At 54.1% G+C, this 24,754-nt stretch carries 22 protein-coding genes, 1 tRNA gene and 2 pseudogenes; 10 read left to right on the top strand and 15 right to left on the bottom strand.

The window, feature by feature from the left end:
• Positions 1-22: 22 nt before the first annotated feature.
• Entirely contained in the window at positions 23-1,066 is a 1,044-nt protein-coding gene (locus tag QZ280_RS11380; RefSeq protein ID WP_293444207.1) for an aminotransferase class V-fold PLP-dependent enzyme, read from the bottom strand.
• The gene (locus QZ280_RS11375) at positions 1,067-1,525 is read right to left on the bottom strand and encodes an Rrf2 family transcriptional regulator (RefSeq protein ID WP_293444204.1); all 459 of its coding nucleotides are present in this window, start codon (positions 1,523-1,525) and stop codon (positions 1,067-1,069) included.
• 193 nt (positions 1,526-1,718) lie between these two features.
• Between QZ280_RS11375 and QZ280_RS11370 the strand changes: the two genes are divergently transcribed.
• The 3 genes from QZ280_RS11370 to QZ280_RS11360 are packed head-to-tail and all read left to right on the top strand — an operon-like array spanning position 1,719 to position 3,197.
• Positions 1,719-2,375 (top strand): alpha/beta hydrolase, encoded by a 657-nt coding sequence (locus tag QZ280_RS11370; protein WP_293444201.1) that lies wholly within the window; start codon positions 1,719-1,721, stop codon positions 2,373-2,375.
• Between the two features lie 13 nt (positions 2,376-2,388).
• The gene (locus tag QZ280_RS11365; RefSeq protein ID WP_293444198.1) at positions 2,389-2,625 is read left to right on the top strand and encodes a hypothetical protein; all 237 of its coding nucleotides are present in this window, start codon (positions 2,389-2,391) and stop codon (positions 2,623-2,625) included.
• Positions 2,622-3,197 (top strand): HD domain-containing protein, encoded by a 576-nt coding sequence (locus tag QZ280_RS11360; RefSeq protein WP_293444195.1) that lies wholly within the window; start codon positions 2,622-2,624, stop codon positions 3,195-3,197. The genes QZ280_RS11365 and QZ280_RS11360 overlap by 4 nt, the downstream gene beginning before the upstream one ends.
• A 59-nt stretch (positions 3,198-3,256) precedes the next feature.
• Here QZ280_RS11360 and mfd read toward each other — a convergent pair whose 3' ends face one another.
• On the bottom strand, positions 3,257-6,709 hold the full coding sequence (gene mfd, locus QZ280_RS11355) for a transcription-repair coupling factor (RefSeq protein WP_293444192.1): 3,453 nt from the start codon (positions 6,707-6,709) through the stop codon (positions 3,257-3,259).
• A 30-nt stretch (positions 6,710-6,739) separates the two neighbouring features.
• Positions 6,740-7,291 carry a component of SufBCD complex gene (locus tag QZ280_RS11350; protein ID WP_293444189.1) on the bottom strand — a complete coding sequence of 184 codons (552 nt, stop codon included), beginning with the start codon at positions 7,289-7,291 and terminating at the stop codon, positions 6,740-6,742.
• Positions 7,292-7,406: 115 nt separating this feature from the next.
• Here QZ280_RS11350 and hemB point away from each other — a divergent pair, with 115 nt between their 5' ends.
• From hemB to QZ280_RS11330, 4 genes are all read left to right on the top strand, one after another.
• Positions 7,407-8,408, top strand: coding sequence for a porphobilinogen synthase (gene hemB, locus QZ280_RS11345; protein ID WP_293445160.1), 1,002 nt, complete (start codon positions 7,407-7,409; stop codon positions 8,406-8,408).
• 123 nt (positions 8,409-8,531) lie between these two features.
• On the top strand, positions 8,532-9,107 hold the full coding sequence (locus tag QZ280_RS11340; RefSeq protein WP_293444186.1) for a YSC84-related protein: 576 nt from the start codon (positions 8,532-8,534) through the stop codon (positions 9,105-9,107).
• Positions 9,108-9,213: 106 nt separating this feature from the next.
• Complete coding sequence (gene gyrA, locus QZ280_RS11335; protein ID WP_293444184.1) at positions 9,214-11,997, top strand: DNA gyrase subunit A; 2,784 nt, start codon at positions 9,214-9,216, stop codon at positions 11,995-11,997.
• Positions 11,981-12,157, top strand: a complete 177-nt coding sequence (locus tag QZ280_RS11330; RefSeq protein WP_293444181.1) for a hypothetical protein — start codon at positions 11,981-11,983, stop codon at positions 12,155-12,157. Before gyrA ends, QZ280_RS11330 begins: the two co-directional genes overlap by 17 nt.
• 92 nt (positions 12,158-12,249) lie before the next feature.
• Here QZ280_RS11330 and QZ280_RS11325 read toward each other — a convergent pair whose 3' ends face one another.
• The 3 genes from QZ280_RS11325 to QZ280_RS11315 all read right to left on the bottom strand — a co-directional run bounded on the left by QZ280_RS11325 (position 12,250) and on the right by QZ280_RS11315 (position 15,679).
• A complete protein-coding gene (locus QZ280_RS11325; protein WP_293444179.1) occupies positions 12,250-13,713 on the bottom strand; it encodes a carboxypeptidase M32 in 1,464 nt (487 codons plus the stop codon).
• On the bottom strand, positions 13,710-14,852 hold the full coding sequence (gene ctaA, locus QZ280_RS11320) for a heme A synthase (RefSeq protein WP_293444176.1): 1,143 nt from the start codon (positions 14,850-14,852) through the stop codon (positions 13,710-13,712). Before ctaA ends, QZ280_RS11325 begins: the two co-directional genes overlap by 4 nt.
• A gap of 83 nt (positions 14,853-14,935) precedes the next feature.
• A complete protein-coding gene (locus QZ280_RS11315; protein WP_293444174.1) occupies positions 14,936-15,679 on the bottom strand; it encodes an RNA methyltransferase in 744 nt (247 codons plus the stop codon).
• A gap of 232 nt (positions 15,680-15,911) precedes the next feature.
• On the opposite strand from QZ280_RS11315, the gene QZ280_RS11310 reads away from it, so the two are divergent.
• On the top strand, positions 15,912-16,535 hold the full coding sequence (locus tag QZ280_RS11310; RefSeq protein WP_293444171.1) for a thiamine phosphate synthase: 624 nt from the start codon (positions 15,912-15,914) through the stop codon (positions 16,533-16,535).
• On the opposite strand, the gene QZ280_RS11305 is transcribed toward QZ280_RS11310, so the two are convergent.
• The gene (locus QZ280_RS11305) at positions 16,532-17,350 is read right to left on the bottom strand and encodes a hypothetical protein (protein WP_293444169.1); all 819 of its coding nucleotides are present in this window, start codon (positions 17,348-17,350) and stop codon (positions 16,532-16,534) included. The two genes, QZ280_RS11310 and QZ280_RS11305, sit on opposite strands and share 4 nt — an antisense overlap.
• Positions 17,351-17,520: 170 nt before the next feature.
• Between QZ280_RS11305 and QZ280_RS11300 the strand changes: the two genes are divergently transcribed.
• Positions 17,521-17,611 (top strand) — tRNA-Ser (locus QZ280_RS11300).
• Between the two features lie 131 nt (positions 17,612-17,742).
• Positions 17,743-17,925, top strand: a pseudogene (locus QZ280_RS11295) (IS3 family transposase); the annotation flags it as partial.
• A gap of 102 nt (positions 17,926-18,027) precedes the next feature.
• Here QZ280_RS11295 and QZ280_RS11290 read toward each other — a convergent pair.
• The 7 genes and pseudogenes from QZ280_RS11290 to QZ280_RS11260 form a co-directional block, all read right to left on the bottom strand.
• Positions 18,028-18,234, bottom strand: a pseudogene (locus QZ280_RS11290) (IS5/IS1182 family transposase); the annotation flags it as partial.
• On the bottom strand, positions 18,153-18,377 hold the full coding sequence (locus tag QZ280_RS11285) for a hypothetical protein (protein WP_293444166.1): 225 nt from the start codon (positions 18,375-18,377) through the stop codon (positions 18,153-18,155). The pseudogene QZ280_RS11290 and the gene QZ280_RS11285, both read right to left, overlap by 82 nt.
• An 18-nt stretch (positions 18,378-18,395) precedes the next feature.
• Positions 18,396-19,931, bottom strand: coding sequence for an indolepyruvate oxidoreductase subunit beta family protein (locus tag QZ280_RS11280; RefSeq protein ID WP_293444163.1), 1,536 nt, complete (start codon positions 19,929-19,931; stop codon positions 18,396-18,398).
• Entirely contained in the window at positions 19,928-22,078 is a 2,151-nt protein-coding gene (locus QZ280_RS11275) for an indolepyruvate ferredoxin oxidoreductase subunit alpha (protein ID WP_293444160.1), read from the bottom strand. Before QZ280_RS11275 ends, QZ280_RS11280 begins: the two co-directional genes overlap by 4 nt.
• Positions 22,079-22,100: 22 nt before the next feature.
• Positions 22,101-22,691, bottom strand: coding sequence for a VOC family protein (locus QZ280_RS11270; RefSeq protein WP_293444157.1), 591 nt, complete (start codon positions 22,689-22,691; stop codon positions 22,101-22,103).
• 28 nt (positions 22,692-22,719) lie between these two features.
• The gene (locus tag QZ280_RS11265; RefSeq protein ID WP_293444154.1) at positions 22,720-23,193 is read right to left on the bottom strand and encodes a MarR family transcriptional regulator; all 474 of its coding nucleotides are present in this window, start codon (positions 23,191-23,193) and stop codon (positions 22,720-22,722) included.
• A complete protein-coding gene (locus QZ280_RS11260; RefSeq protein ID WP_293445158.1) occupies positions 23,190-24,743 on the bottom strand; it encodes an NAD(P)/FAD-dependent oxidoreductase in 1,554 nt (517 codons plus the stop codon). Before QZ280_RS11260 ends, QZ280_RS11265 begins: the two co-directional genes overlap by 4 nt.
• Positions 24,744-24,754 lie beyond the last annotated feature (11 nt).

The following is a 24,754-nucleotide window of genomic DNA, read 5'->3' as shown; positions in this document are numbered from 1 at the left end:
GGCCTCCAGTTCTTAGACTTACTCACGCGTTACGTGCGCGAAATTTCTCATGTTGTGCCAGCCACGCATCCGCGAAAGCCAGCACCTGTTGTTCTGTCGTCTCAGGCCCCAAAGAGACCCGTATCGCGCAAGCTGCGTCCGGCTCAGTGTATCCCATCGCCATCAAAACACCGCTGGCTTTGACTTTTCCACTTGAGCAGGCAGAGCCCGCCGAAATTGCAAATCCCGCCAGATCCATTTGCATGACTTGTGTCTCGCCCTTCCAAGACGGGGTCAAAATGCAAGATGTATTTGGCAGGCGCACAGCTTCTTTCCCGACAAAAATAGTGTGTTTAGCGCGATCTGCAATAGCACTTTCTAGAATGTTTCTAAGTTTCTCAACTTTATTCCAAACACCCTGCTCTAAATCACGTTGCGCCGCCTCCGCGGCCGCCCCGAAACCAGCGATACCGACTATGTTTTCGGTGCCAGAGCGCCGCCCCATTTCCTGACCGCCACCTTTGATTTGCGCTTGCACATCAAAACCGCGCTTTAGAACCAGCGCACCAATACCTTTGGGCCCACCAAGTTTATGCGCCGAAATAAGCGCCATATCCGCGCCGGACCAATTGAACGCGACAGGCTGCTTGCCAAAGGCCTGCGTCATATCAGAGACGGCAATTCCATCGACAAGATCCTGCACAACGCCCGTTTCAGAATTCGCTAACTGCAAAGCACTCTTGCCGGGGTTGTTAATTTTAACGGCGCCCTTAGAATCAACGCCCAACCCACCTGAGGTCCAGCTCAAAACCGCGTCATGCTCAACCATCGCACTGGATAAATCACGCCCGAAACAGGCTAAACCCGCAGCTTCCGTGGCACCAGAGGTAAAGACAATATCAGCACCATCCGCACCAAAGGCACTGGCGACTTGCGCACGCGCATTTTCTACTATCGACTTCGCCGCGCGCCCCTCGGCATGTACAGAAGACGGATTGCCGGCAGATTCCATCGCTGAGATCATCGCAGCCTTCGCCTCAGCGCGCAGTGGTGCCGTCGCGTTATGATCCAAATAGATCCGGCTCATCTATTCATCCACGATATCAAAGAGTGTAGGCACTGCGGGGCAAGGCGCGAGGCCATTGGTCACCACATCTGATAGGCGTGTTTGATGCAGATATACATACACATTCGCACTCAACCCTTCCCACAAACGATTGGTCATCGATTGCGCACGGCTGCCTGAACTGCCACCAGAGGCCCCGGCCCCCTTGTGCATCGCATCCACTGTCTCATCGACCGCACCAAGCACATCGAGCACACGGATTTCTGAGGGCACATTCGCCAAACGGTATCCGCCCCCAGGCCCGCGTACAGACTCAACAAGCTTGGCACGGCGCAGTTTCACGAACAATTGCTCAAGGTAGGGCAGCGAAATATTCTGACGTTTTGAAATATCACCCAAAGTTACCAGCGTTTCGCCGCTTTGAAGTGCGATATCCGCCAAAGCAACCATCGCATAGCGCCCCTTTGTCGATAACTTCATGACAATGCCCCGATATAGTTCACTTTACGCGCTTACACATACGTAAACGCACTGAAAAGATTGACCTTCGCGCAGGCATTGCCTAGATGCGTGACGGAGGTCGAGCCTTGCTCAACTTAGAATGGTTCTAAAGTGCTATGAAGTGTTCGTCAAGAATGACGTCAGACGCACTTACCGCAGGAGTTTACGATACATGCCCGAGGTTATTTTCCCAGGTCCCGAAGGTCGCTTAGAGGGCCGTTATCACCCGCAAAAGGAAAAGGACGCGCCGATCGCCATCGTGCTGCACCCCCATCCACAATTTGGCGGGACGATGAACAACAAGGTCGTCTACAATCTGCACTATGCGTTCTACAACATGGGCTTTACGGTCCTGCGGTTTAACTTTCGTGGTGTGGGTCGTTCGCAAGGCGAATACGATCAAGGTATTGGCGAATTGTCTGATGCGGCCTCTGCGCTCGATTATTTGCAATCGATGAACAACAATTCCAAACATTGCTGGGTTGCGGGTTTCTCTTTCGGCGCTTGGATTGGCATGCAGCTTTTGATGCGCCGCCCTGAAATCACGGGCTTCATCTCTGTCAGCCCGCCTGCGAATATGTATGACTTCAGCTTTCTCGCACCCTGCCCGGCCTCTGGTCTTGTGATCAATGGTACTGCGGATCGCGTAGCCCCACCTGCGGACACGGTAAGCCTTGTCAACAAGTTGCACGAGCAAAAAGGCATCACAATCACCCACCAAGAGCTTGATGGCGCTGGCCACTTCTTCTCCGAGGAAGATCAAATGGATACAATGATTGGCAACGTCTCAACCTATGTGAAACGCCGCCTAACGGAGACAACACGCTAAAGGAGCTGCCCATATGAGTGCTATCAATGGCATACTGGCCCACGACTTGGCTGTTGATGCAATCGAAACGGCGACAGCTTTGGGGGAAGAGGAATTGATTGTCGATATAGGCAACAACCTCGCAAGTTTTTCAACGACAGTTGCAGAAGCCTTTAGGACAGCGGCCCGTGTGCGTATGTCAATCATACGCGCATGCAAATTGCTCGATTCACGTATCAATGCCGCAGCAGCCAAGCTGGACAGTAAATGAACACACGTCTCGATGCGCAAATGGCGTTTCTAAACGAAGCGGACAAGCTGAAATCAGTCCTGCGTGCGACGACACTCTGCGACGGGTCACGTCATGAAAACTCGGGCGAACACAGCTGGCACATCGCGCTCTATGCTTTAACCCTCGGTGAACATGCGCCAGAGAGCGTTGATATCAATCGCGTTATCAAAATGCTTTTGCTGCATGATCTGGTCGAAATCGATGCAGGCGACGCGCCGATATTTGGCGATCACGATATTTCAGCCATGGAAGTGAAGGAAGCTAAAGCCGCAGATCGCATTTTTGGTCTACTTCCGGACGATCAAAACGAAGAACTGCGCGCTATTTGGAATGAATTCGAAGCAGCACAAACACCGGACGCGATCTTCGCAAAATCGCTCGATCGCTTTCAGCCGCCAAATCAGAACCTGATATCCAATGGCGGCAGCTGGACCGACTACGGCGTGACCTATGAAACAATTGAGAGCCGAGTTGGGTCTAAAGTCGCCAAGGGCGCACCGACGCTTTGGACCTGGCTTGCGCCTCAAATCAAAGCATGGTTCAAAAATTAAACGCTTCCTATCTCCAGAAACATCCTCACCGGAGGCAAAACGAATTTTCAAGAAATTCGCTACCCCACTCGACGTTTGATCGCACCCGCATGTTCCGCAAGATCGCGCGCAATCGCAAATGCGCCTTTGATCTTATCAACATCCGTCTTCCAATCGCGCAGCACCACAATCTTATTATCGCGGACCTTGGCTTGACCTTTTTGACTTTGAATAAAGCTGACCAAACCTTCCGGTGACGCAAACTTATCATTATGGAACTGTACAGTCGCACCCTTTGGCCCGCCGTCCAATTTCGCGACTCCAGCTTTCTTACACATCGCTTTAATTCGCACGACCAACATTAGCGTATTCACCGCTTTGGGCAGTTTGCCAAAACGGTCAATCAATTCAGCGGCAAAACCTTCCAATTCAACTTTGGTCGTAAGCGATGACAAGCGACGATAGAGGCCCAAACGCACATCAAGATCAGGCACATAGTCCTCAGGGATCAACACGGGCACGCCCAGATTGATCTGCGGCGCCCATTGATCATCATTGACGGACAGGCCATCCATCTCACCTGAACGGATCTGCGCAATCGCGTCTTCCAACATGGATTGGTACAACTCATACCCCACATCACGCATTTGGCCCGATTGCTCTTCACCCAACAAATTGCCAGCCCCACGAATATCGAGATCCTGCGAGGCCAGTGTGAACCCTGCTCCAAGCGTGTCGAGTGATCCCAAAACGCGCAAACGTTTCTCTGCGGTTGTGGTCAATTTGGTGCGTGGTTTTGTTGTCAAATAGGCATAGGCGCGCGTTTTGGAACGACCCACGCGGCCCCTGATCTGATAGAGTTGCGCCAAACCAAACATTTCTGCGCGGTGCACGATCATCGTGTTAGCCGTCGGGATATCAAGCCCGCTTTCCACAATCGTGGTCGCCAGCAGCACATCATATTTGCCGTCATAAAATGCGTTCATGCGATCATCAAGTTCACCTGCCGCCATCTGACCATGCGCGACCATATAGGACAATTCGGGCAGTTGCTCTCTCAGGAACGCCTCAATCTCGGGTAGATCTGAAATCCTTGGCACGACATAAAAGGACTGCCCCCCGCGATAATGCTCGCGCAAAAGCGCCTCGCGCAGCGTGACCGCATCAAATTCGCTGACATAAGTGCGGATGGCCAAGCGATCGACGGGCGGCGTGCCGATGATCGAAAGATCGCGCACGCCAGACAGGCTCAATTGCAGCGTTCGGGGGATCGGCGTCGCGGTCAACGTAAGAACATGAATATCAGTGCGCAGCTCTTTGAGACGCTCTTTATGACCAACGCCAAAATGCTGCTCTTCATCAATGATCAGCAAACCAAGATTGTTAAACTTGGTATTTTTAGCGAGTAACGCATGGGTGCCGACGACAATATCAACAGTGCCATCGGCCATGCAGTTGCGGGTTTTTTCGGCGTCCTTAGTCGTCACGAAACGTGATAAGGGTCTAACTTCAATGGGAAAACCACGAAATCGCTCGGCAAAGCTCTTGTAGTGTTGGCGCGCCAGCAAGGTGGTCGGCGCAATGATAGCCACCTGAACGCCGGACATCGCAGCAATAAACGCGGCACGCATCGCGATCTCGGTTTTACCAAAGCCAACATCACCGCACACAAGGCGGTCCATGGGTTGACCAGAGCCCATATCAGCCAGCACATCGCCAATCGCACCCAACTGATCGTCGGTCTCTTGATAGGGGAAGCGCGCAGAGAAAGCGTCCCACATGCCGGGGGGTGGCTCCATGATCGGTGCACGGCGCAGCGCACGTTCGGCCGCAACGCGAATAAGCTTGTCGGCCATCTCGCGAATGCGTTCCTTCAGCTTGGCCTTTTTGCTCTGCCACGCCCCGCTACCAAGACGGTCTAAAAGACCTTCTTCATGACCATATTTGCTAAGCAATTCAATATTTTCGACAGGCAGATACAATCGCGCATTTTCCGCATAGTCAAGCAGGATACACTCATGCGCAGCCCCTGCGGCAGTGATCACCTCAAGCCCCTGATAGCGCCCAATTCCGTGATCTACATGCACGACCAAATCACCGGGGTTGAGGCTCTGGGTTTCCGTCAGGAAATTCGCCGCCTTCTTGCGCTTTTTCGCACCCCGGATAAGGCGATCCCCAAGAACATCCTGCTCTGAAATCACCGTCATATCCGGTGTTTCAAACCCATGCTCAAGCGCCCACACAGCCAAATGCAATCCGCGTTTCCCAACGCCCTTCGCATCGCGCACGGCGATAGTCTCCGCTAGGCCTTCGTCTTCGATCAAACCTATAAGGCGTTCACGTGCACCTTCTGAGTAAGATGCGATGACGACCGGTCCTTGGGTCATCTTTAATTTAATATGCGCGGCCAAAGCCGAGAAAAGGCTGATGCTTTCTTGTTGACGCTCTGGCGCAAAGTTCCGCCCGATCCGCCCAGATACATCAGTCATCCCAAGCCCCACAGCTTGCGGCAAGGCGCTAAATTGGATCACACGGCGATCCGCCATCACAGCGTCCCACGCTTCTTCATCGAGATAAAGCAACTCAGCAGGTGCAGGCTTATAGACTGAATCCATACGTTTTTTCGCAGACATCGCGATTTTGCGGGTTTCATATTGATCTGCCACGCTTTCCCAACGTGCAATGCGCGCAGGCGTCAGGGCATCGTCACAGGTAATGCTTGCCTTAGGCAGATAGTCGAAGAGCGTTTCAAGTTCTTCGTGAAAGAAAGGCATCCAGTGCTCAACACCTTGATGTTTTCGCCCAGCACTGACCGCCTCATAGAGCGGATCATCCGTGCCGGCAGCGCCAAACTCGATGCGATAATTCTGGCGAAACCGCGTGATCGCCTCATCATCCAAAATCACCTCGGAGACAGGAGCGAGTTCGATCAACTCCAACTTTTCTGTGGTGCGCTGGGTCGCAGGATCAAACCGACGTGCGCCATCCAAGATGTCGCCAAACAGATCAAGCCGGATCGGGCCCTGTTCGCCCGGAGGAAAGATATCAATGATCCCGCCACGCACTGCATAATCACCCGGTTCCATCACTGTTGGACTTTGCACAAATCCCATACGTACTAAAAAATTACGCAATGCTTTTTCATCAACGCGGCCACCCACCTGTGCAGAAAACGCGGCTTCGCGCAGGATCTTACGCGCTGGAATCCGCTGTGTGGCGGCCCCCAAAGTTGTGAGTAAGACAAAACGTTTTGGCATTCCATGCACGAGCGCTGCCAGTGTTGCCATGCGCACCGAAGAAATATCCGCGTTGGGCGAGACCCGATCATAAGGCAAGCAATCCCAACCAGGAAAAACGACCACGGGCATGTCTGGCGCAAAGAAACGCAACGCGGCCTGCATTGCCACCAAGCGTTTGTCGTCGCGCGCAATATGGCACACAGGGCCATCGCTGGCCTCTATCTCGCGCAAGATCAGCTGCGCGTCAAAACCTTCGGGCGCGCCCGAAACGGTCGTATGGGAAGCAGGTTTCATAAAGGAAATTTTGTCCTTGAGCCGTCCACGTCAAAACCCAAAAGGACCAAGCGCAAGATTGGTGTACATGCCCCACATAGCAGTCACGAAGATAGACACCATTCCAATGATCTGAACGAGCACTCTATGTCGGCACAAACGTTTATAAAGCATTTCACCCGAAGCCTTAGTATCGCGGATAACACGCGCAGTGTTCAGGCTCATTAAACCGACGAAGGTCATTGGCAACAGCAGCAAGAACAAGGCTTGCGCAAGCTCTATCCAATAGACAAACCCGAGCAATCCAAGCCCCGTCAGCAAGAAACAGGTCCACCCCGCAAGCCAGAGACCAGACCTGCGCCCGATATAGAGCAAGCGTTCCACATTGATGCGCACCATATCTTTCACATCCGCAACAGCCCTGCCCCCGTCACGCCGCGCGCGCATCACCAAATTATACGGTACGCCCAGCACCCAATGCGAGGCAGTTGACCACATCACAGCAAACGCAATCCAGAACCAAAGGTTTGAAAACGAACGCATATCAATGAGTTCAAAAAGGGCGTCTGTCAGTTCCAAAACAACTCTCGCGGGGCTAAGCATGTGTTAGTGCCCTATAGCTCGCCTTTTATGTAATTCCCAGCCTTGTTCTGAGGCGATGTGCGTGGCAAGTCTTGTGCGAGCAATAGTTTCAAATAGGACGCCCATGCCAAGCCTGATGACCCCGACCGTCGCCGCCTTTCCCGCAGCCCGTTTTCGTAGGGCACGCCGCACATCGGCCTTGCGCGGGCTCACGCAAGAAAACCTCCTGAGTCCTACTGATTTGATCTGGCCCATCTTTGTGCGCGATGGCAAAGGAATCGAAGAGCCGATTGGCTCTATGCCAGGTGTAATGCGTCGTTCAGTGGACAAGATTGCAGTGGCGGCTAAATACGCGCAAAGCCTTGGTATTCCCGCGATTTGCCTGTTTCCATACACCGATAACAGCCTCAAAACAGAAGACTGCGCAGAGGCCTGGAACCCTAACAACCTCAGCAATCAAGCAACCCGTGCCATCAAGGACGCCGCCCCTGATATTGCGGTGATGACCGATGTGGCGCTCGATCCTTATAACATCAACGGCCACGATGGATTTGTCGAAGATGGCATCATCGTCAACGATCGCACGATCGAGGCGCTTGTAAAAATGACCCTCGCGCAGGCCGAGGCTGGTGCCGATATCATTGGCCCGTCCGATATGATGGATGGTCGCATCGGCGCGATGCGTAGTGCCTTGGAGGTCGAAGGGCATCAAGACGTGATGATCTTGAGCTATGCAGCAAAATATCTCTCCGCTTACTATGGCCCATTCCGTGATGCGATTGGTGCGTCTGGAGCTTTGCAGGGTGACAAGAAAACCTACCAAATGAACCCTGCCAACTCTGACGAAGCGATCCGCCTGATCCAGCGTGACCTTCAAGAAGGCGCGGATATGGTGATGGTCAAGCCTGGCATGCCCTACCTCGATATTTGCCGCCGCGTGAAAGACAGCTTTGGTGTGCCAACCTACGCCTACCAAGTCAGCGGTGAATATGCGATGATCGAAGCGGCAGCGCAAAACGGCTGGATCGATGGCGAACGCGTGATGATGGAAAGCCTGATGTGCTTTAAACGTGCTGGTTGCGATGGTGTTTTAAGTTATTTCGCGCCGCGCGTTGCTGAAATTCTGGCAAATGGGTAACAATCTAAACTAATTTTTGCTTGCGCACTTAACTGTGACATGACTTTTGCTCACTCATTCGCTAGCGTCCTGGTAACTCCAGCCGCAAGAGCTGGGACGATGAGGCAAAAATCAGGATTCCCCATGACGTCATTTTCTCGTCGCGCGTTCGCGCTTTCTGGATTGGCTGGCAGTGTAGTGGCGCTGAGTGGCTGCGACCGCATCAACGGCAACACGGCTACCGTCCGCTTGGACGCCCGAGTGGATTCCACCCTTGCAGAAATGTTTGCGACCTACGGCAAAACGCGATCCTTGGCCGCGCGCTCTGCGGGCATGTTGGTTATGCCTTTAATAACAGAGGCGGGTCTTGGATTTGGTGGCGGCTTTGGACGCGGTGCTTTGCGCGTTGGCGGCGTATCTGTTGAGTATTACAACACGATCAAGGCAAACTGGGGTGTGCAGCTCGGTGCCAACCAATACGCACATGTGTTATTCTTTATGACAGAGGACGCGCTCACCAATTTTCGCGCGAGTGACGGCTGGGAACTTGGCGCAGACGTAGAAGCGGCGATCCTTGATGACGGTCAAAATTTCAACACCTCGACCACCACGAATTCTGCCCCCGTTATCAGCATTATTTTCGGCCAAGCCGGCCTGAAGCTGGGTGTTACGATTAAGGGAACGAAATACTCCAAAATGAACCCGCTTGAACACTTTTAGACACCCTCCCCATTGCACCCCACATCATGTTTCTGATACTCATGAACTAACATTATATAGCGGCTCAGCCAAAATGAGTTAGCAGTGATAAGGCGGGAAAGTTCACGTGAACGACACACCAGAAATTCCTGAAAACGCAGACGAAAAGCCGTCTTCTGTTTCGGCATACACAGGCCCATCCATTTCGATCACTCAGGAGATGAAAACCTCCTATCTTGATTATGCTATGTCTGTGATCGTCAGCAGAGCGATTCCCGACCTACGCGATGGCCTAAAACCTGTGCACCGCCGCATCCTCTATGCAATGCATGAAGCGGGCAACACCCATGAGAAGAGTTATCGCAAGTCCGCCCGTGCCGTTGGAGACGTGATGGGTAAATATCACCCCCACGGTGATAGTGCTATCTACGATGCACTGGTGCGTATGGCGCAAGACTTCTCGATGTCGCTGCCTTTGCTTGATGGTCAGGGTAACTTCGGTTCTATGGACGGTGATAACGCCGCTGCCATGCGATACACTGAAGTCCGCATGGACAAACCCGCTGCATTCCTTTTATCCGATATAGGCAAGGAAACGGTAGATTTTCAGGATAACTACGACGGGAAAGACCGAGAACCGACAGTCCTTCCAGCTCGCTATCCGAACATGTTGGTCAATGGTGCTGGCGGTATTGCCGTCGGCATGGCCACAAATATTCCGCCGCACAACCTTGGCGAAGTGGTTACAGCGACGCTTGCATTGATTGAAAATCCTGATCTCACGACGGAAGAACTGATCGAGTATGTGCCTGGTCCTGACTTCCCCACAGGCGGCTTGATGCTTGGCCGCTCTGGCGCGCGTAAAGCCTATCTTGAGGGTCGTGGCTCTGTTGTGATCCGCTCAAAGACCCGCGTCGAAGAAATCCGCAAAGACCGCTACGCCATCGTTATAGACGAGATTCCTTATCAGGTGAACAAGTCCACGATGATCGAAAAAATCGCGGAGCAAGTGCGCGAGAAAAAGATCGAAGGCGTCACTCATGTTCAGGACGAAAGCGACCGCAATGGTGTGCGTGTCGTGGTGGAGCTGAAACGCGATGCGACCCCAGAGGTCGTGCTGAACCAATTGTTCCGTTTCACCTCGATGCAAACCTATTTCGGCTGCAACATGCTCGCGCTGAACGGTGGTCGTCCTGAAACTTTGACACTTCGTAGATTTCTCACTAGTTTCATAGACTTCCGAGAAGATGTTGTTGCAAGGCGTACCGCCTATGAGCTACGTAAAGCACGTGAGCGGAGCCATATTCTCTGTGGCCTCGCTGTTGCCGTTACCAATGTAGACGAAGTCGTCGCAACGATACGCTCTTCTGCAGATGCCGGTGAAGCACGCGAAAAGCTGATGACGCGCCGTTGGCCTGCAATGGAGATCGCGGAATACATCAACCTAATCGATGATCCGACCCATAAGATGAACGACGACGGCACCTATAACCTGTCTGAAACACAGGCCCGCGCCATACTTGAACTGCGTCTACAGCGTTTGACCCAGATTGGCGTCAAGGAAGTTACGGATGAGCTGAAGCTGCTCGCGAGCAAGATCCGGGAATACCTCGAGATTCTTGGCTCACGGGATCGTATTATGGCGATCATCCGCGACGAGCTATCCGAAGTGCGCGAAAAATTCGCAGTGCCCCGACGCACAGAGATCGTTGATTGGTCCGGCGACATGGAAGACGAAGACCTGATTGAGCGCGAAGATATGGTCGTCACCATCACTTCCGGCGGCTACATCAAACGTACACCGCTCATCGATTTCCGCGCACAGCGTCGTGGTGGCAAGGGTGTTGCTGGTATGCAGACCAAAGATGAGGACGTGATTACCACGTTGTTCGTCGCCAATACACACACGCAGCTCTTGTTCTTCACGACAGACGGGATGAGCTACAAACTCAAAACATGGCGCCTCCCTCTTGGGGGACGTACCGCCAAGGGCAAGGCGATTGTGAATATCCTGCCGATCCCAACAGGTGTCTCTATTGCGGCTATTATGCCAGTGGATCGCGATGAAAAAGATTGGGACGATCTGCAAGTGGTCTTTGCGACATCTGCGGGCACAGTGCGTCGCAACAAGCTATCCGATTTCACCAACGTCATGCGCAACGGAAAGATCGCGATGAAGTTCGAGGGCGAGCATGAAGGCACTACGCTGATTGATGTACGCATAGCCAGCAATGATGACGACGTGATGCTGGTTACGAACTCCGGCCGTGCCATTCGATTCCGCGCAACGGACGTGCGTGTTTTCAACTCGCGCGCCTCAACGGGTGTGCGCGGGATCAAGCTGCAAGGCAAAGACACGGTTGTGTCGATGTCGGTCATTCGCCGCTTCGAAGCAACCTCAGACGAGCGCGCGGCCTACCTCAAGATGCGTCGTGCTATGGCTGGTCTCGCGGATGATGCGGAGCTGCCCGATGAGGAAGAGGGTGACGCAAACAGTCAGATAACCCAAGAACGCTACGCAGAAATGTCCGCGATTGAAAACCTTATCCTGACCATCACCAGTGGCGGTGCGGGCAAATTGTCCTCTTCTCATGATTACCCTCTACGCGGGCGCGGCGGCATGGGCGTCACGGCGATGGACAAGGCGATGCGCGGCGGTGAAGTCGTGGCTTCCTTCCCTGTAGAGCTGGACGATCAAATCATGCTCGCTACCTCGAAGGGCCAATCAATCCGCGTGCCTGTTGAGGGAATTTCCTTCCGTTCACGTTCAGCTGGCGGTGTGAAAGTGTTTAACACGGGCAAAAACGAAAGCGTCGTCTCCGTAGCCTGGATTGCAGATCAAGGCGATGATGAGCTAGGAGAAGGCAGCGGAGAGTTGAGTAAAAGGAACTTAGATGAAACAAGTACCTAAAAACAACACCGATGACGCGCTTATTCAGGCGTTTCTGAAGAAGGGTGGCGAGGTCAAGAAAGGCGTAACTAAGCCAATGAAGCCCGAGCTTGGGATTTCCAAGAACGTGTGGAACCAGACGTTGACCAAAGACGAAAAAGCGGCGCGCGATAAAAAGTAATACATCCAACTCTCTTTTTGACCAAAAACCTGTATGCCGCCTTTCTCTCTGGTTTTTTGTCAAAACTTTTGTTGTTCTGCACGCATGGATCCTCAAAAATTAGAAAACTTACGTTCTAAGTAGTTTAACAATGGCCCTTCACTTGGCACAACGCCTGAACAGGCATGTGCAATCGTTGCGCGCGGTTCACGCAATCCACCGTGGCGTTGCAAGGCTTCATTCAGCCAATCCGTTGCTTGGGACGGATCCCCCTGCTCTAATGCGTCGTCCAGATTTGGCAAATCCGCCCGCATCGATTCATTAAGGCAGCCCGCATACACATTGCCCAAGCTATAGGTTGCAAAGTAGCCAAACAGGCCAACGGACCAATGCACATCCTGCAAAACTCCGTTCGATGGCTTATCCACTGCAAAGCCGAAATCTGACGCGAAACGATCGTTCCAAGCGGCTTCCAGATCACCCACAGCGAGATCGCCAGAGATCAAAGCGCGTTCTAGATCGAAGCGCAGCAGCACGTGCAGGTTATACTGTACCTCATCCGCTTCCGTGCGGATGTAGCCTTGGCGCAATTTATTGACGGTGCGGTAGAACGTGTCTTCATTCGCCACGCCAAAATCGCCAAACGTGTCGCGCATCTGACCATATAGCCAACCACAGAATGCACGGGAGCGACCAAGTTGGTTTTCATAGATCCGGCTTTGGCTTTCATGCACGCCCATGGACACACCCTTACCAAGCGGCGTGAGCAGATAATCATTGCTGATCCCCTGCTCATAGCACGCATGGCCGACCTCGTGGATCGTGGAATAGAGGCAATTGAACGGATCGCGCAGTCTGGTGCGCGTGGTTATACGCACATCAAGGCCAGAGCCGGAGGAGAACGGATGCACCGCCTTGTCGACTCGCCCATGGCTAATGTCGTAGCCGAAAGTCGTGGCAAGCTTGCGCGTCAGCTTCATTTGCTTGCCCTCGTCAAAGTCAAATTCGAGATCGGCAGGCTGCTCTGACGCCATTACTTTGTTACGTAGTGTGCTAAGACGCGGACGCAGGGCCGCGAACATCGCGCTGAGGCTTTCTGCACTTGCGCCCGGCTCATAGTCTTGCAGCATTGCGTCATATACGTCGCCACCTGCCGCCAATGCAGCACCCTCTTCGCGTTTCAGCGCGACAACCTCTTTCAAGGTAGGCAAGAAGGTATTCACATCCTCATCGGCGCGCGCCTGTGCCCAGATTCCTTGGCTCGCCGACGTCAGTTTAGCCAAGCGTTGTGCAAGATCTGCAGGCACCTTGGAGGCGCGCTCATACGAGCGAGTGATCAATCTTAGCTGGGCCTTACTTACTTCGCTTGGCGTGTGGGCTTTGGACAGCCAATCATTGATGCGTGGATCTGTGCGGCGCGCATGCAAAACACCCTCAAGCGCGGCCATTTCTTCGGCCCGTTGCGGCGCGGCCCCACGCGGCATTGTGGTTTCTTGGTCCCATCCCAATCGGCCCATGATTTGACCCAAAGATTCGGTTTCTTTCTGGAAGGCCATTAGATCGTCATATGCACTCATGATGCTGCTCCTCGCAACGTGTCTGGAGCGGGATAGCCAACATAAAAACGGGCGCGCAGGATTATGACCCATAGCGCCACGGCACCAACTTGGTGAATGATCGCAATTTCAAGCGGAGCGCCGTAAAGGACGGTAAATATGCCAAGCAGCATTTGTAGTGTCATCATCGCAAGCACCACCGTAAACGCCCCCCGCGTACCTGAATTTGGGGAACGTCGCGAAGTACGCCACAGGATCAGGCCAAAGATAAGCAGCGCGTAGCCCGCCATTCGATGCATGAATTGCACGAGCCCCGCGTTTTCAAAGAAATTGCGCCAAATGGGGTCTAGATCAAACGGAAACGGTGGAATAAAGCTACCCGACATCAATGGCCAATCTGTATAGGTTCGCCCTGCGTCAATGCCAGCGACCAATGCTCCAAGCAGGATTTGCACGAATGCTAGGGCTGTCAGCCAAGTTGTAAGAGTATAGAGCCGCATTTCACGATGGCGGCGACATTGAATCAATTGGCGTTCTTCACATTTTAGATCGAACACGAACCACGCGATGAAGCCGAGGATAATAAACGCCAAACCAAGATGTGTTGCAAGGCGGTAGGATGCTACGTCAAGCATCTTTCCCGTCAGCCCGGACGACACCATCCACCAGCCAACGGCCCCTTGAATGCCTCCCAAAACGCCAATGCCGAGTAAGCGTCCGGTCCAGCCTGTTGGAACATTGCGAGTTAGCAAGAAGCCAAAGAACCCGATGGCCCAAACAAGCCCAACGACACGGCCCAACTGACGATGCCCCCATTCCCACCAATAGATGAATTGGAACTCTGCCAATGACATGCCCTGGTTTTGCAGTTTGTACTCGGGAATCTCGCGGTATTTGTCGAATTCACTTTGCCATGCGGCCTCCGAGATCGGGGGCATTGCACCTGTGACGGGTTTCCATTCGGTGATCGACAAGCCGCTGTCTGTGAGACGGGTAAGGCCACCCACATGGATCATCAGCGCGACCAGCGCGAATAGAATTATCAGCCAAAGTCGTATGCCTTTGCGAGCTCCGCGCTTGCCTGCATCAATAACGCCGGTCACAGGCGCGACTTTTTCAACCGTTTCGACCTCTTCGAAAATGCTGCGTTTCTTGATCATTCTCTGCCTCTTTTGCGGGAGGTTGGTTGATCGAAGATGTAGGCTCCAAACCCCTACCCTTCAAGGGCGCGCCTTGATTTGTTTTAGCCTTTGTTCTTCCAACGCACCATTTGTCGCAGGACGCCGTGCAGCATCTGCACATCGGCACGCGTCAGGGGCATGCGCGACCACATATTGCGCAGGTTCACTTGCATGCTTTCAACTTTTTCGGGAGGGAAAAAGAAACCCGCATCGTCGAGGCGATCCTCGTAGTGTTTGGCCAGTGTTTCGGTTTCACCCTGCGAGGCCCAAACGGTCTTGGCCATTTCCGTGCGCTCATGGGTGATATTGCCAACCTGACGTTGCCATTCATACCCGATCAACAGCACACATTGCGCGAGATTGAGAGAGCCAAATTTAGGGTTCACAGGCACATTGATCATCGCGTTCGCGCGCGCAATATCATCGTTCTCCATCCCTGCTCGTTCTGGTCCGAACAGCACCGCGACTTTTTCGCCCTGCGCAATTTTTCCGGCCGCTAACTTCATCGCACCCTCGGGTGAGAATGCCGGTTTCGTAAGCCCACGTTGCCGCGCAGTTGTGGCGAACACGTAAGAGCAATCCTCAACTGCCTCAGCCGTTGTTTGAAATAGCTGCGCTTCGTCGAGCAAGCGCCCCGCACCGCTGGCCATAGCTACAGCTTTGGGGTTCGGCCACCCATCGCGCGGAGCCACAAGACGCATCCGATCCAACGAAAAATTCCACATAGCACGCGATGCTGCACCGATGTTTTCACCCATTTGCGGGCGCACCAGAACGAAGCAGGGTTGTGGCTGTTCGGTTGGCATTTTTTTGCTCCTGTCAACGAGTTTTGATGTAATAGGCCCAGAGTTAAGAGGTTTCAAGTTTTTGGAGATTCGGGAACGAGAGGGCCGGCCCTCTCGCGCTCTCCCAGGAGATTTATCGAAATAGGAAGAAGTGGCTGGTGAATAATTTTTTAGGGTGAATTGTCTGTTAAGTAGCCAAAGGCAACGAAGCATTGTATAGCGTGCAAAATCAGCGAACGAATGAGCTTAATCTATGTCCGATATCGAGCAGCCACAGTTATATTTGATCACCCCACCCGCGTTTGATTTGGATGTGTTTCCGAAGCTTTTAGCTGAAGTTTTGGACAGCGTGGACATGGCTTGTGTAAGAATTGCTTTGGCAAGCCAGGATGAGGATGATATTTGTCGCGCGGCTGATACTTTGAGTGGAGTGACCCAAGCGCGGGATGTCGCGTTGGTCATTGACGAGCATATTTTGTTGGTCGAAAAGCTTGGACTTGATGGCGTTCATCTTGGTGATGGCGCGCGGCGTGTGGCCAAGACCCGTAAAATGCTTGGTGAAGATGCTATTATCGGTGCGTTTTGTGGCACTTCACGCCATGACGGGATGAATGCCGGTGAGGCAGGTGCGGACTACGTGAGTTTCGGCCCGATCGGAGAAAATACGCTTGGTGATGGCGCGCGTGCGGAGCATGATTTGTTTCAGTGGTGGTCCGAAGTGATCGAAGTGCCAATTGTCGCCGAAGGCGCAATCGATGACGCTGCACTACAGGCCTTTGCGCCCGTTACCGATTTTTTTGCCATTGGCGATGAGATTTGGCGTACCGATGCGCCTGCAGGGGCCGCTAAAGCAATTCTCACGAAAATCCCCGGCTAAATATCCTCGATTTGCATTGCACGTGCAGCGGCTAGACCCAGCGCGTAGCTGATACCGGAATACATAATGTCAAACCCCTCAAAAAGCGCGGCATTCATGGCTGCGCCCTCAGGACTTTTACTGAGCTCTGTATAAGCCTCTAATTGACCGGGGGCCAAAGGCGTGTAAGCCATGATCAAGAAAGCATAGAGCCAATCGCGGGTTTCAGAGCGGGTTTCCTCTGCTTGTTCCCAGACATTGGCGAGAATTTGGTCTTCGCTGAGCTGAAATGCGCCACCATCCACCAGACCGCGATAGAACTGCATGTTGGAGTTTAGCGCACCAACCACGTTCGCCTCTAGCAGATCTCCAGCTTTCACAAACTCGTCCACGCGAATGAATGCATCATCGCCTGCACGTTCATAAGCGCGCGACTGTTGCTTTGCTTCATCCTCAATCGATGTGTCCATCATGGCTTCGCGCGCGGAGATTTCGAGATTAATGATCGTTGTGACTTCCGGTGTCTCAAAAAACGCTTCGAGCGGGCTGATATCGACACCGGCCAATGCGTCAGCAAAACCGCGTCTCACCGCAGTTTGCATCGCATCGGTGTCATAGATCCGCGCGACCGTCGCACCCCAGCTGTTCGAATAGCCGCCAGGCAGCATCTCGTCGCCAAGTTCGACCGCATAACTTTGACCTTCAAGTTGCATCAACGCGATCATGCGTTCCATCCCCATGGTCGTGAGCAGTTTGTCGGTACGTTCACTGGCAAAGGATGCAACCGGAAGAAGCACGAGACAAAGGCTCGCAATTGCAATACTAATATGGGACATAGATACCTTCAGATAACGACTGCTCAACAATCCTAAAGCTGATTGTGGATCTTGCCAATGCGCTGCCATATTAAACCTGCGTCACTTTCATTTGAATAAATCAAAGGTTGTGCAAAAAGCAGTTGCGGCCTTGATGCTCTGGGATTAACGCTGTTTTTAACTACCCCTGCGGAGCGATGCCGGAGTGGTCGAACGGGACGGTTTCGAAAACCGTTGAGCCTCTAAAGGGTTCCCAGGGTTCGAATCCCTGTCGCTCCGCCAGTTCTTCTATTTAAGTAATTGTTTCCAAGTTACATATTGAAATCGATTTCCCCTTTATTTCCCCTCTTAATTTTGCTGTTTCCGGATCAAAGCGGATTGCGCTGGTCAAAGTCTGTTCTTTGGCAGCCGACAAATATGGCAAGCCCGAGATCATGAATACGGATCAGGGCAGTCAATATACGGGTGCAAATTGGATCACGACCCCAACCAAAGCTTAGGCCAAAATCTCGATGGATGGCTGTGGTCGTTATATGGACAATATTTTTATCGAACGGCTCTGGCGGTCCCTAAAACAAGAGGCCGTCGATTTGCATGAGATTACAACGGTTTCCAAGCCAAACGGATCATTGACGACTGAATAGGGCTTTGTTGCACAAATCGGTCTGAGGCGTATCTCCCCGTTATCCCAGACGGATTTAGCCTACAGAGACTGTACTTGGTATGCCAAGCGCTGTGAAGCCGTTTAGGATGGCAGCACGGATTTGGATCTCCGCAACCTAACGATCTAAGTCGCGTACTGAGAGGCGCTGACCGAGTAATTTCACACAATGCATCTTGGTTTCGACACTGCTTCTGTGGTGGTATCGGGTCGCCTGTCGCCAGAGTGCGCGGCCAGACCACCGGTGCCCACCAACGCGGCTTTGCGGTCCCAGGCCACTTGCCCCGCAAGATACAGCAATCGGGTGCCTTCTGACAATGCGCCATGCGAAAAGCCAAACGCTAGGCTATCATACATTGTTTTGGGATTTACGCGGGTCGCATACATGGGATTACCTACGTTGATTCAGACAAAACTCCTAACAGTTTCAATTGCCCCGTCCAGTGCCTTGCCTTCAGGGTCTTGCAAAGCTGCCTCACGCAGCCGGTTCATCCAGTCCGCCGCATCATCGCGCCCATCCAGCAGCGCGGCGGCGTTCATCACGGTGCTGAATTTGGTCAAACCACGCACATGGGTGTCAGAATATCCTTTCACCAGCCGCCGGTTTTTCAGCAATTCAACACTCAGAAAATAGTCTCTCTCAAGCTGTTTAAGACTATCCGCCAACCATCGCTCCAGATGTGCAACTTCCACCTTATGCCGGCGGGTGCGCAGTCGGTAACGCTTCAATCCACCTAAGAAATGCAGCATCAAAAACGACCGCAGCGTATGGGTCCGCAACCGGCGCCCCTTGTTGAACAACCGGTTCAGCAGCGCCATCCGCTTGGGATTCGATTCCCATTTCGCGCCCATTTTGGCTGGCATCAGGCTCGCCACTTCTTCAGCGCGGGGATGGAAAAACTCCGTCAGCTCCACAAGGTTCGCGTCCCTTGCGCCCATCTCATCTTTTATCCTCGCCAAACGGGGCGCGCGCGTTTTCAAATCTGCCACCCGGATGATGTCATCATAGGCCATCGCGTTGGCGATGTACTTCGCCGCCGTCGTACTAAACAGCCAGTCATGGTCCGCATCATCGCGGGCAATCACACCCTCAAGACGATCAAGATAGGTTCCACCATACGCGCAATCCTGAAAATCAACGGCCTTGGTCAAACCCGCCTGTGCCATTTGCTGAACCGGGTCGGGCAAAGCGATAACGCGAGTCAGCAAACCCTGCCATTTGTCCATCTCCACCTTGGGGCCAAGCATTGTCGGTTGCGGCTCTAGCAATGGCGTTTCGGCCTCTGTAATACCCTCACGCGCCGCATCAAACCCCACCGCAAACGCACGCAACGACGGGTCAACTCCCTTGCCGCCCGCGCGAATGGCTTCTTCAAATGCCGCACGCTCAAACGGCAACGCACCTGACCCTGCCAAAGCCCCAAACAAACTGGCAGAGATCACAGATCCCTGCCCCACTGCCAGCGTTTCCATATCCGCGAGGATCAACTCTTGCGCCGCAATCGCAGCCGCCGCACGCACCTCATCTGCGTCCGCAATCCCGTCGCCAGGGGTCATCTTTTCAGACACGGCCAACGCTCGGTGCGTCGATCCGATCAACACCGTCCGGTCCGGCGTCACAAACCCCCGCATGATCGCGCGGCCCACTTCCATCATCTCAGACGCGATCAACACATCCACGTCACCGCCCGACGGGGCCAGCGCAAAGATAGGCATCTGGTCCGAGGCCGGCGTCATCTCAACATAATAAATCGTCGACCCGGTCCGCTGCGCCACACCCGCCACGGAGGTCGCCTGACACTCGTATCCCTGCGCTCGCGCAAGGCTCTCGATCCACGCGGTCAGCACGCCGCCACCCTGCCCACCGACAGCCATCACCGCCAGCTTGATAATCTGTCCCACCCGCGCGTCGGGAGTCTTTTCGGGCATGACAAAATTCATGTGGGCGATCCCTCAAGCCGCAACCGCTTGGCATCCCGCCGTCTCTGTAACCAGGTGATCACCTTATCGCGCGCACCCGCGCGTAACCGTTCAAACCCGCTCGGATTATGCACCACATCAGCGCGATAAAACGAAGGGCACAGCACAGCAGCATCCGCCACTTCCCCGCAGTTCCCGCACCCCACACAGGTCTGATCAATATGCGCAATCGGATCATCGCGCAGCGGATCATCCAGCCGTTTCAACGACAGCGACGGACATCCCGACAGCCGGATGCACGCGTGATCCCCGGTGCAAACATCACTATCCACGCCAAAGCGCGGCACGTCCACACGCCGCCCATCCTTGATCGCTTTGTTGCGGATCGGCTTCTCCCGCCGCTGCTTGTTCAGCATACATTCAGACGAGGCGACAATCACCTTTGGCCCCTTAAAGTCAGTTGTTAGAGCCTCTTTTAAAGTGTCACGCACCTTTGCCACATCATAGGTATGGTCAATCTGGCGAACCCATTCGACCCCCACACCCTTAAGCGCCGCGCCGATGGGATTCTGCGTCATCTTGGTGTTGTTATTTGCGCGGCTCGATAGTATCTCCTGCCCCCCGGTGGCTGCGGAATAATAGTTATCGACAATAATCGCAACGTTGTCCGATTTGTTAAATACCATGTTCCCGATCGAAGACGTCAGCCCATTGTGCCAAAACCCACCGTCCCCAAGGATCGAAATCGCGCGCCGCTCACCGCCCCCATCAAACGCCGCATTCGCTGCCGGGCCTAACCCGTATCCCATCGTCGCCCCGCCCATCTCAAACGGTGGCAGCGACCCGAACAAGTGACAGCCGATGTCGGCGGTGATCTGGGATTTCCCCAACTCCTGCTCAACCAATTTCATGCCCGCAAAGATCGGCCTTTCAGGACAGCCCGTACAAAAACCGGGAGGCCTAATGGGCACCGTCTTGGACAAATCCAGGATCGCTGGCTGCTCCTGATTTGGTGCACGCACCTGCCCCATCAATATGTCAGGTGCCGCTTGCCGCAAGAACGCCGTGACCCCATCCAACATCACCTGGCCCGTATATTCCCCCGCCATCGGCAACACGTCCTTGCCATACAGCTTCAGCGTTTTACCGCCCCGGTACAGGAACGACGCAAGGTGCTGTTCTATATGCTCCGGCTGGCCTTCTTCAACCACCAACACATGCTCTTTACCCGCGCAGAAGGCGTGAAATTCGTCACTAACAAGCGGATATGTCACGTTCAGACAATAGATCGGCACCTCCGTATGCCCAAATACATCCGCCAGCCCAAGACGCTGCAAAGATCGGATCAAACCGTTGTACATCCCCCCCTGCACCACGATGCCCAGCTTGGCTTTGTCCGGTCCAAACACCTCATTCAGTCCCTTTTCCATGATGAATTTCTCAGCTGCAGGCCAGCGTTTCGCGATCTTATCCTGCTCGTGAATATAGCTCCAGGGCGGCAACACCACACGTTTGAAATCCGACTGCGGCTTGGCAATGGCCTCCTTCACCGTCAGCGGCGGCGGGACGTTGTCCTTGGTCGCAAAACTACCCGTCACGTGGCACGACCGAATGCGCACCATCAACATCACGGGTGTATTGCTCGCCTCCGACAACTCAAACCCATCCTTCACCGCCTTGGTGATCGACGGCAAATTAGGTCGCGGGTCTAGCATCCAAAACTGCGATTTCATCGCGAACCCGTGGCTGCGTTCCTGCATGATGGAGGACCCTTCGCCGTAGTCCTCCCCCACGATAATCAACGCCCCACCGTTCACACCCGACGAACACAGGTTCGCCAACGCATCTGAGGCGACATTGACCCCAACTGGGCCCTTAAACGTCACCGCCCCCCGGATCGGATAATGCACGCTTGCTGCCAACATCGCCGCTGCCGCCGCCTCCGACGCATTCGCCGTAAACCGCACACCTAGCTCATCCATCAACTCTTCGGCATCGGCCAGCACATCCATCAGATGCGAAATTGGCGCGCCCTGATAGCCGCCCACATACCCCACGCCGTTCTCCAACAACGCCTTGGTCAACGCGAGAATTCCTTCCCCGGTGAACACATCCCCATCACCCTTGCGAAGATGCTTTACTTCAGCCTTGAACGAGCGTTCTGCCATGTTTTTTCTCTCCCGAAGAAATCTACTTTGAAGGAGCGTGTGACGCCCACAACACTGTGCTACCGTCCTTTTCATACGCTATGCCATCGGGGTAGGACACCTCTTCCATTTGCAAACCCCAAGGCGCAAAGAAGTACATGATCGATTGACCTGCTGCGGGCCCTTCATTGATCGTAAGCGGCCCCATTAGTGACCGCAAGCTCTTGTCTTTGAGATACGCAGCGTCGGCGCTTATATCATCCACATAGTTCGCGATGTGATGGCCACCGATGTTGCTGTTATGCATCGCAACGGTCTTCTGATCAGGCGTATTATACTCAAAAAGCTCTGTGTTAGAACTGAATCCCCACCGCATCAGGGTAATCTGCTCATTCACTGCGCGGGGGTCCACTTCCAGCAAGTCCTGCATAAATGTGCCCTCATCATCGTGAAAGGGGCCAAACGACATCGTCTTTTCACACCGCTGCACGTCAACAAAAAACGTCTCTGCTTCGGTCATGTCGGGCACGGTCAGGCCAATGTGATCAACACCGCGCATCCCCGGCAATCCCGCCACCAGTGCTGTGCTTACCGTCAGAATACCCACAGTCAATGTCATCATGAAACGCGTCATGTCAGTTCCTTTCAACGCATAGCGGTTTTTAAAAATCGTGTTTGCGGATGTTGCGCAGGATGGTCTGCAGCGTCCCGACAAAGGCGCGTTTCTCCGCGATATCGACCCCTGTAAACATCGCATCCGCCGCCCCCGCCATATGCGGCCACATCCGGTCACCGGCCTCACGCCCACTGTCGGTGATGAACACCCGCGTCGCGCGGCTGTCCTTCCCATCCGACTCCCGCCGGATCATTCCACTTTGATCTAACGTGTCTAGCGCCCGGCTTAGGGTCGATTGCTGCACCACCGCATAAACTGCCAATTCCCGGATTAAGATGCCATCAATCACCGATAAAACCGCAAGCGACCGCATCTGCGGCGTGGTCAACCCGAGCACGGCCATCTCCGAGGAGAGCGCAGCATTATACCGCCCTATGATCCGGTTCATCAGATAGGGCGCAAAGTTCTCTAGCCCGATTTCGCCCAGTCGCGGCAGTGTCGTTATGTCCGGCTTGTTCATGCGCCCAATCCCTTCGCCAGATTGAACCCCGATCCGCCACCCAGCCCTGGTCCGGGATGGGTCGAAGCGCCGATGTGGTGCAAATTCGGGATCGCCGTGCCGTTGTTCGCCTGCCCAGCATGCGGTCGCCAGACAAAGAATTGATCCAAGGTGCAAGCCCCACCATAGGGATCGCCACCCACAAGGTTCACATTTATCTGCGCCAGATCAGCTGGCGAATAGGCGCGGCGTTTCAGCTTGATCTTGTCCCAGTTGCGGATGTGTTTCGACAAGATCGCTTCAATCCGATCCGCAAAAGCCTCCCGCGTCGCTTCCGTCCACTCCGGCCCGCTTTCAAACTCTCCCGCCGCATCGCCTTTGATCAACGTCGGCGCATCTGGGATCTGCAACCACAACAACGCCTTTCCCTCAGGACAGCGCGAAGGATCCATCCGGTGCGGTTGCCCCACGCAGATCGTCGGAGTCACGGGCAACATGCCCCGTTCGGCTTCGTTGCTTGATTTAGAGACAGAATCGACCCCATCCGCCAGATGGATCAGCGCCACATCGTCCAAACCCTCAACGGCCCATTCAATCGGACCATCCAACGCAAAATGTAGCTGAAAATTCCCCCGCCCATGGCGAAATTTCTTGACCGGTTTGGGAAAATTAGCATCCGCCAACAACCCATCATAAAGCTGCCCCGGCGCGGTGCTAGCGATGACATTCCTCGCGTGCAGTTCCTCACCACCCGCCGTCTTCACCCCAACAGCCTTACCGTCTTCAAGGATCACACGCGTGGCTTCAACCCCCGTCCAGATCTCACCCCCGTGAGATTCAATCAACGACCGAAACGCCGCCGCCGCCTGCCCTGCACCGCCTTTGACAACAGGCGCGCCCGCAGCTTCCAACGCAAATGCAATGACCCGCGCCATCTGCCCAGAATAACTAGCCTCCGGCGTCAGCCCGACATGCAAAACCCAGGGTGCCCAAATCGCCTGGACATCCGCACTGGAATACCGCGTTTCAAGCCACCCGCGCGCAGGCTCCAACGCCTCGCCAAACCACGCCTTAAGCGACCCTAACCCGCGTTTCCAAGCCTGTTTTGCCAACAAGACGACCGTCCCGCGAGACCACAAAGGCTGCCCCAACAGCGCAAACAAAAACGGCGCATCCGCCTCAACTGCACTCACATCGCGGCCATGCTGATCCCCATCGCCAGATCCCCGCGCATTAAACGCTGCTACATTCGTCGCCCGGTCCATGGTCAACACCAATGCCGTTCCATCGGGGCGCAAAACCGCCGTGGGATGAGGGGAATGGCAATACTCAAACCCGTGCTTGCCCAGATCATCGCCCAACGCCTCCTGCGCGGGCCCGGTCATGAATAACACAAAAGTCGCGGCCATCACGTCATGATGATACCCCGGCAGCGTCACCTGATCGGAGGTATACATGCACCCCCCGATCCGGTCCTCTCGTTCGATCATCAGCACGCGATCGCCCTTGCGCGACAGCATCGCGGCGGCGACCAACGCATTGATGCCCGTCCCGATGATTAGGTGATCCACCTGCGCCAAAG

Origin of the sequence: Planktotalea sp. (assembly GCF_018607995.1) — a bacterium.
GTDB lineage: Bacteria > Pseudomonadota > Alphaproteobacteria > Rhodobacterales > Rhodobacteraceae > Planktotalea.
Note: the sequence above shows the minus strand (reverse complement) of the source record. Positions and strands in the feature narration are given on the sequence as shown.

Bases quoted from the DNA above. Each gene is read 5' to 3' on its own strand.
- QZ280_RS11350 (WP_293444189.1), bottom strand. From the start codon at position 7,291: ATGCTTAGCCCCGCGAGAGTTGTTTTGGAACTGACAGACGCCCTTTTT.
- hemB (WP_293445160.1), top strand. From the start codon at position 7,407: ATGACCCCGACCGTCGCCGCCTTTCCCGCAGCCCGTTTTCGTAGGGCA.
- QZ280_RS11360 (WP_293444195.1), top strand. From the start codon at position 2,622: ATGAACACACGTCTCGATGCGCAAATGGCGTTTCTAAACGAAGCGGAC.
- QZ280_RS11375 (WP_293444204.1), bottom strand. From the start codon at position 1,525: ATGAAGTTATCGACAAAGGGGCGCTATGCGATGGTTGCTTTGGCGGAT.
- QZ280_RS11380 (WP_293444207.1), bottom strand. From the start codon at position 1,066: ATGAGCCGGATCTATTTGGATCATAACGCGACGGCACCACTGCGCGCT.
- QZ280_RS11315 (WP_293444174.1), bottom strand. From the start codon at position 15,679: ATGCCAACCGAACAGCCACAACCCTGCTTCGTTCTGGTGCGCCCGCAA.
- QZ280_RS11265 (WP_293444154.1), bottom strand. From the start codon at position 23,193: ATGAACAAGCCGGACATAACGACACTGCCGCGACTGGGCGAAATCGGG.
- QZ280_RS11275 (WP_293444160.1), bottom strand. From the start codon at position 22,078: ATGGCAGAACGCTCGTTCAAGGCTGAAGTAAAGCATCTTCGCAAGGGT.
- mfd (WP_293444192.1), bottom strand. From the start codon at position 6,709: ATGAAACCTGCTTCCCATACGACCGTTTCGGGCGCGCCCGAAGGTTTT.
- ctaA (WP_293444176.1), bottom strand. From the start codon at position 14,852: ATGATCAAGAAACGCAGCATTTTCGAAGAGGTCGAAACGGTTGAAAAA.
- QZ280_RS11285 (WP_293444166.1), bottom strand. From the start codon at position 18,377: ATGTATGCGACCCGCGTAAATCCCAAAACAATGTATGATAGCCTAGCG.
- QZ280_RS11340 (WP_293444186.1), top strand. From the start codon at position 8,532: ATGACGTCATTTTCTCGTCGCGCGTTCGCGCTTTCTGGATTGGCTGGC.
- QZ280_RS11270 (WP_293444157.1), bottom strand. From the start codon at position 22,691: ATGACGCGTTTCATGATGACATTGACTGTGGGTATTCTGACGGTAAGC.
- QZ280_RS11325 (WP_293444179.1), bottom strand. From the start codon at position 13,713: ATGAGTGCATATGACGATCTAATGGCCTTCCAGAAAGAAACCGAATCT.
- QZ280_RS11365 (WP_293444198.1), top strand. From the start codon at position 2,389: ATGAGTGCTATCAATGGCATACTGGCCCACGACTTGGCTGTTGATGCA.
- QZ280_RS11305 (WP_293444169.1), bottom strand. From the start codon at position 17,350: ATGTCCCATATTAGTATTGCAATTGCGAGCCTTTGTCTCGTGCTTCTT.
- QZ280_RS11370 (WP_293444201.1), top strand. From the start codon at position 1,719: ATGCCCGAGGTTATTTTCCCAGGTCCCGAAGGTCGCTTAGAGGGCCGT.
- QZ280_RS11280 (WP_293444163.1), bottom strand. From the start codon at position 19,931: ATGAATTTTGTCATGCCCGAAAAGACTCCCGACGCGCGGGTGGGACAG.
- QZ280_RS11310 (WP_293444171.1), top strand. From the start codon at position 15,912: ATGTCCGATATCGAGCAGCCACAGTTATATTTGATCACCCCACCCGCG.
- QZ280_RS11330 (WP_293444181.1), top strand. From the start codon at position 11,981: ATGAAACAAGTACCTAAAAACAACACCGATGACGCGCTTATTCAGGCG.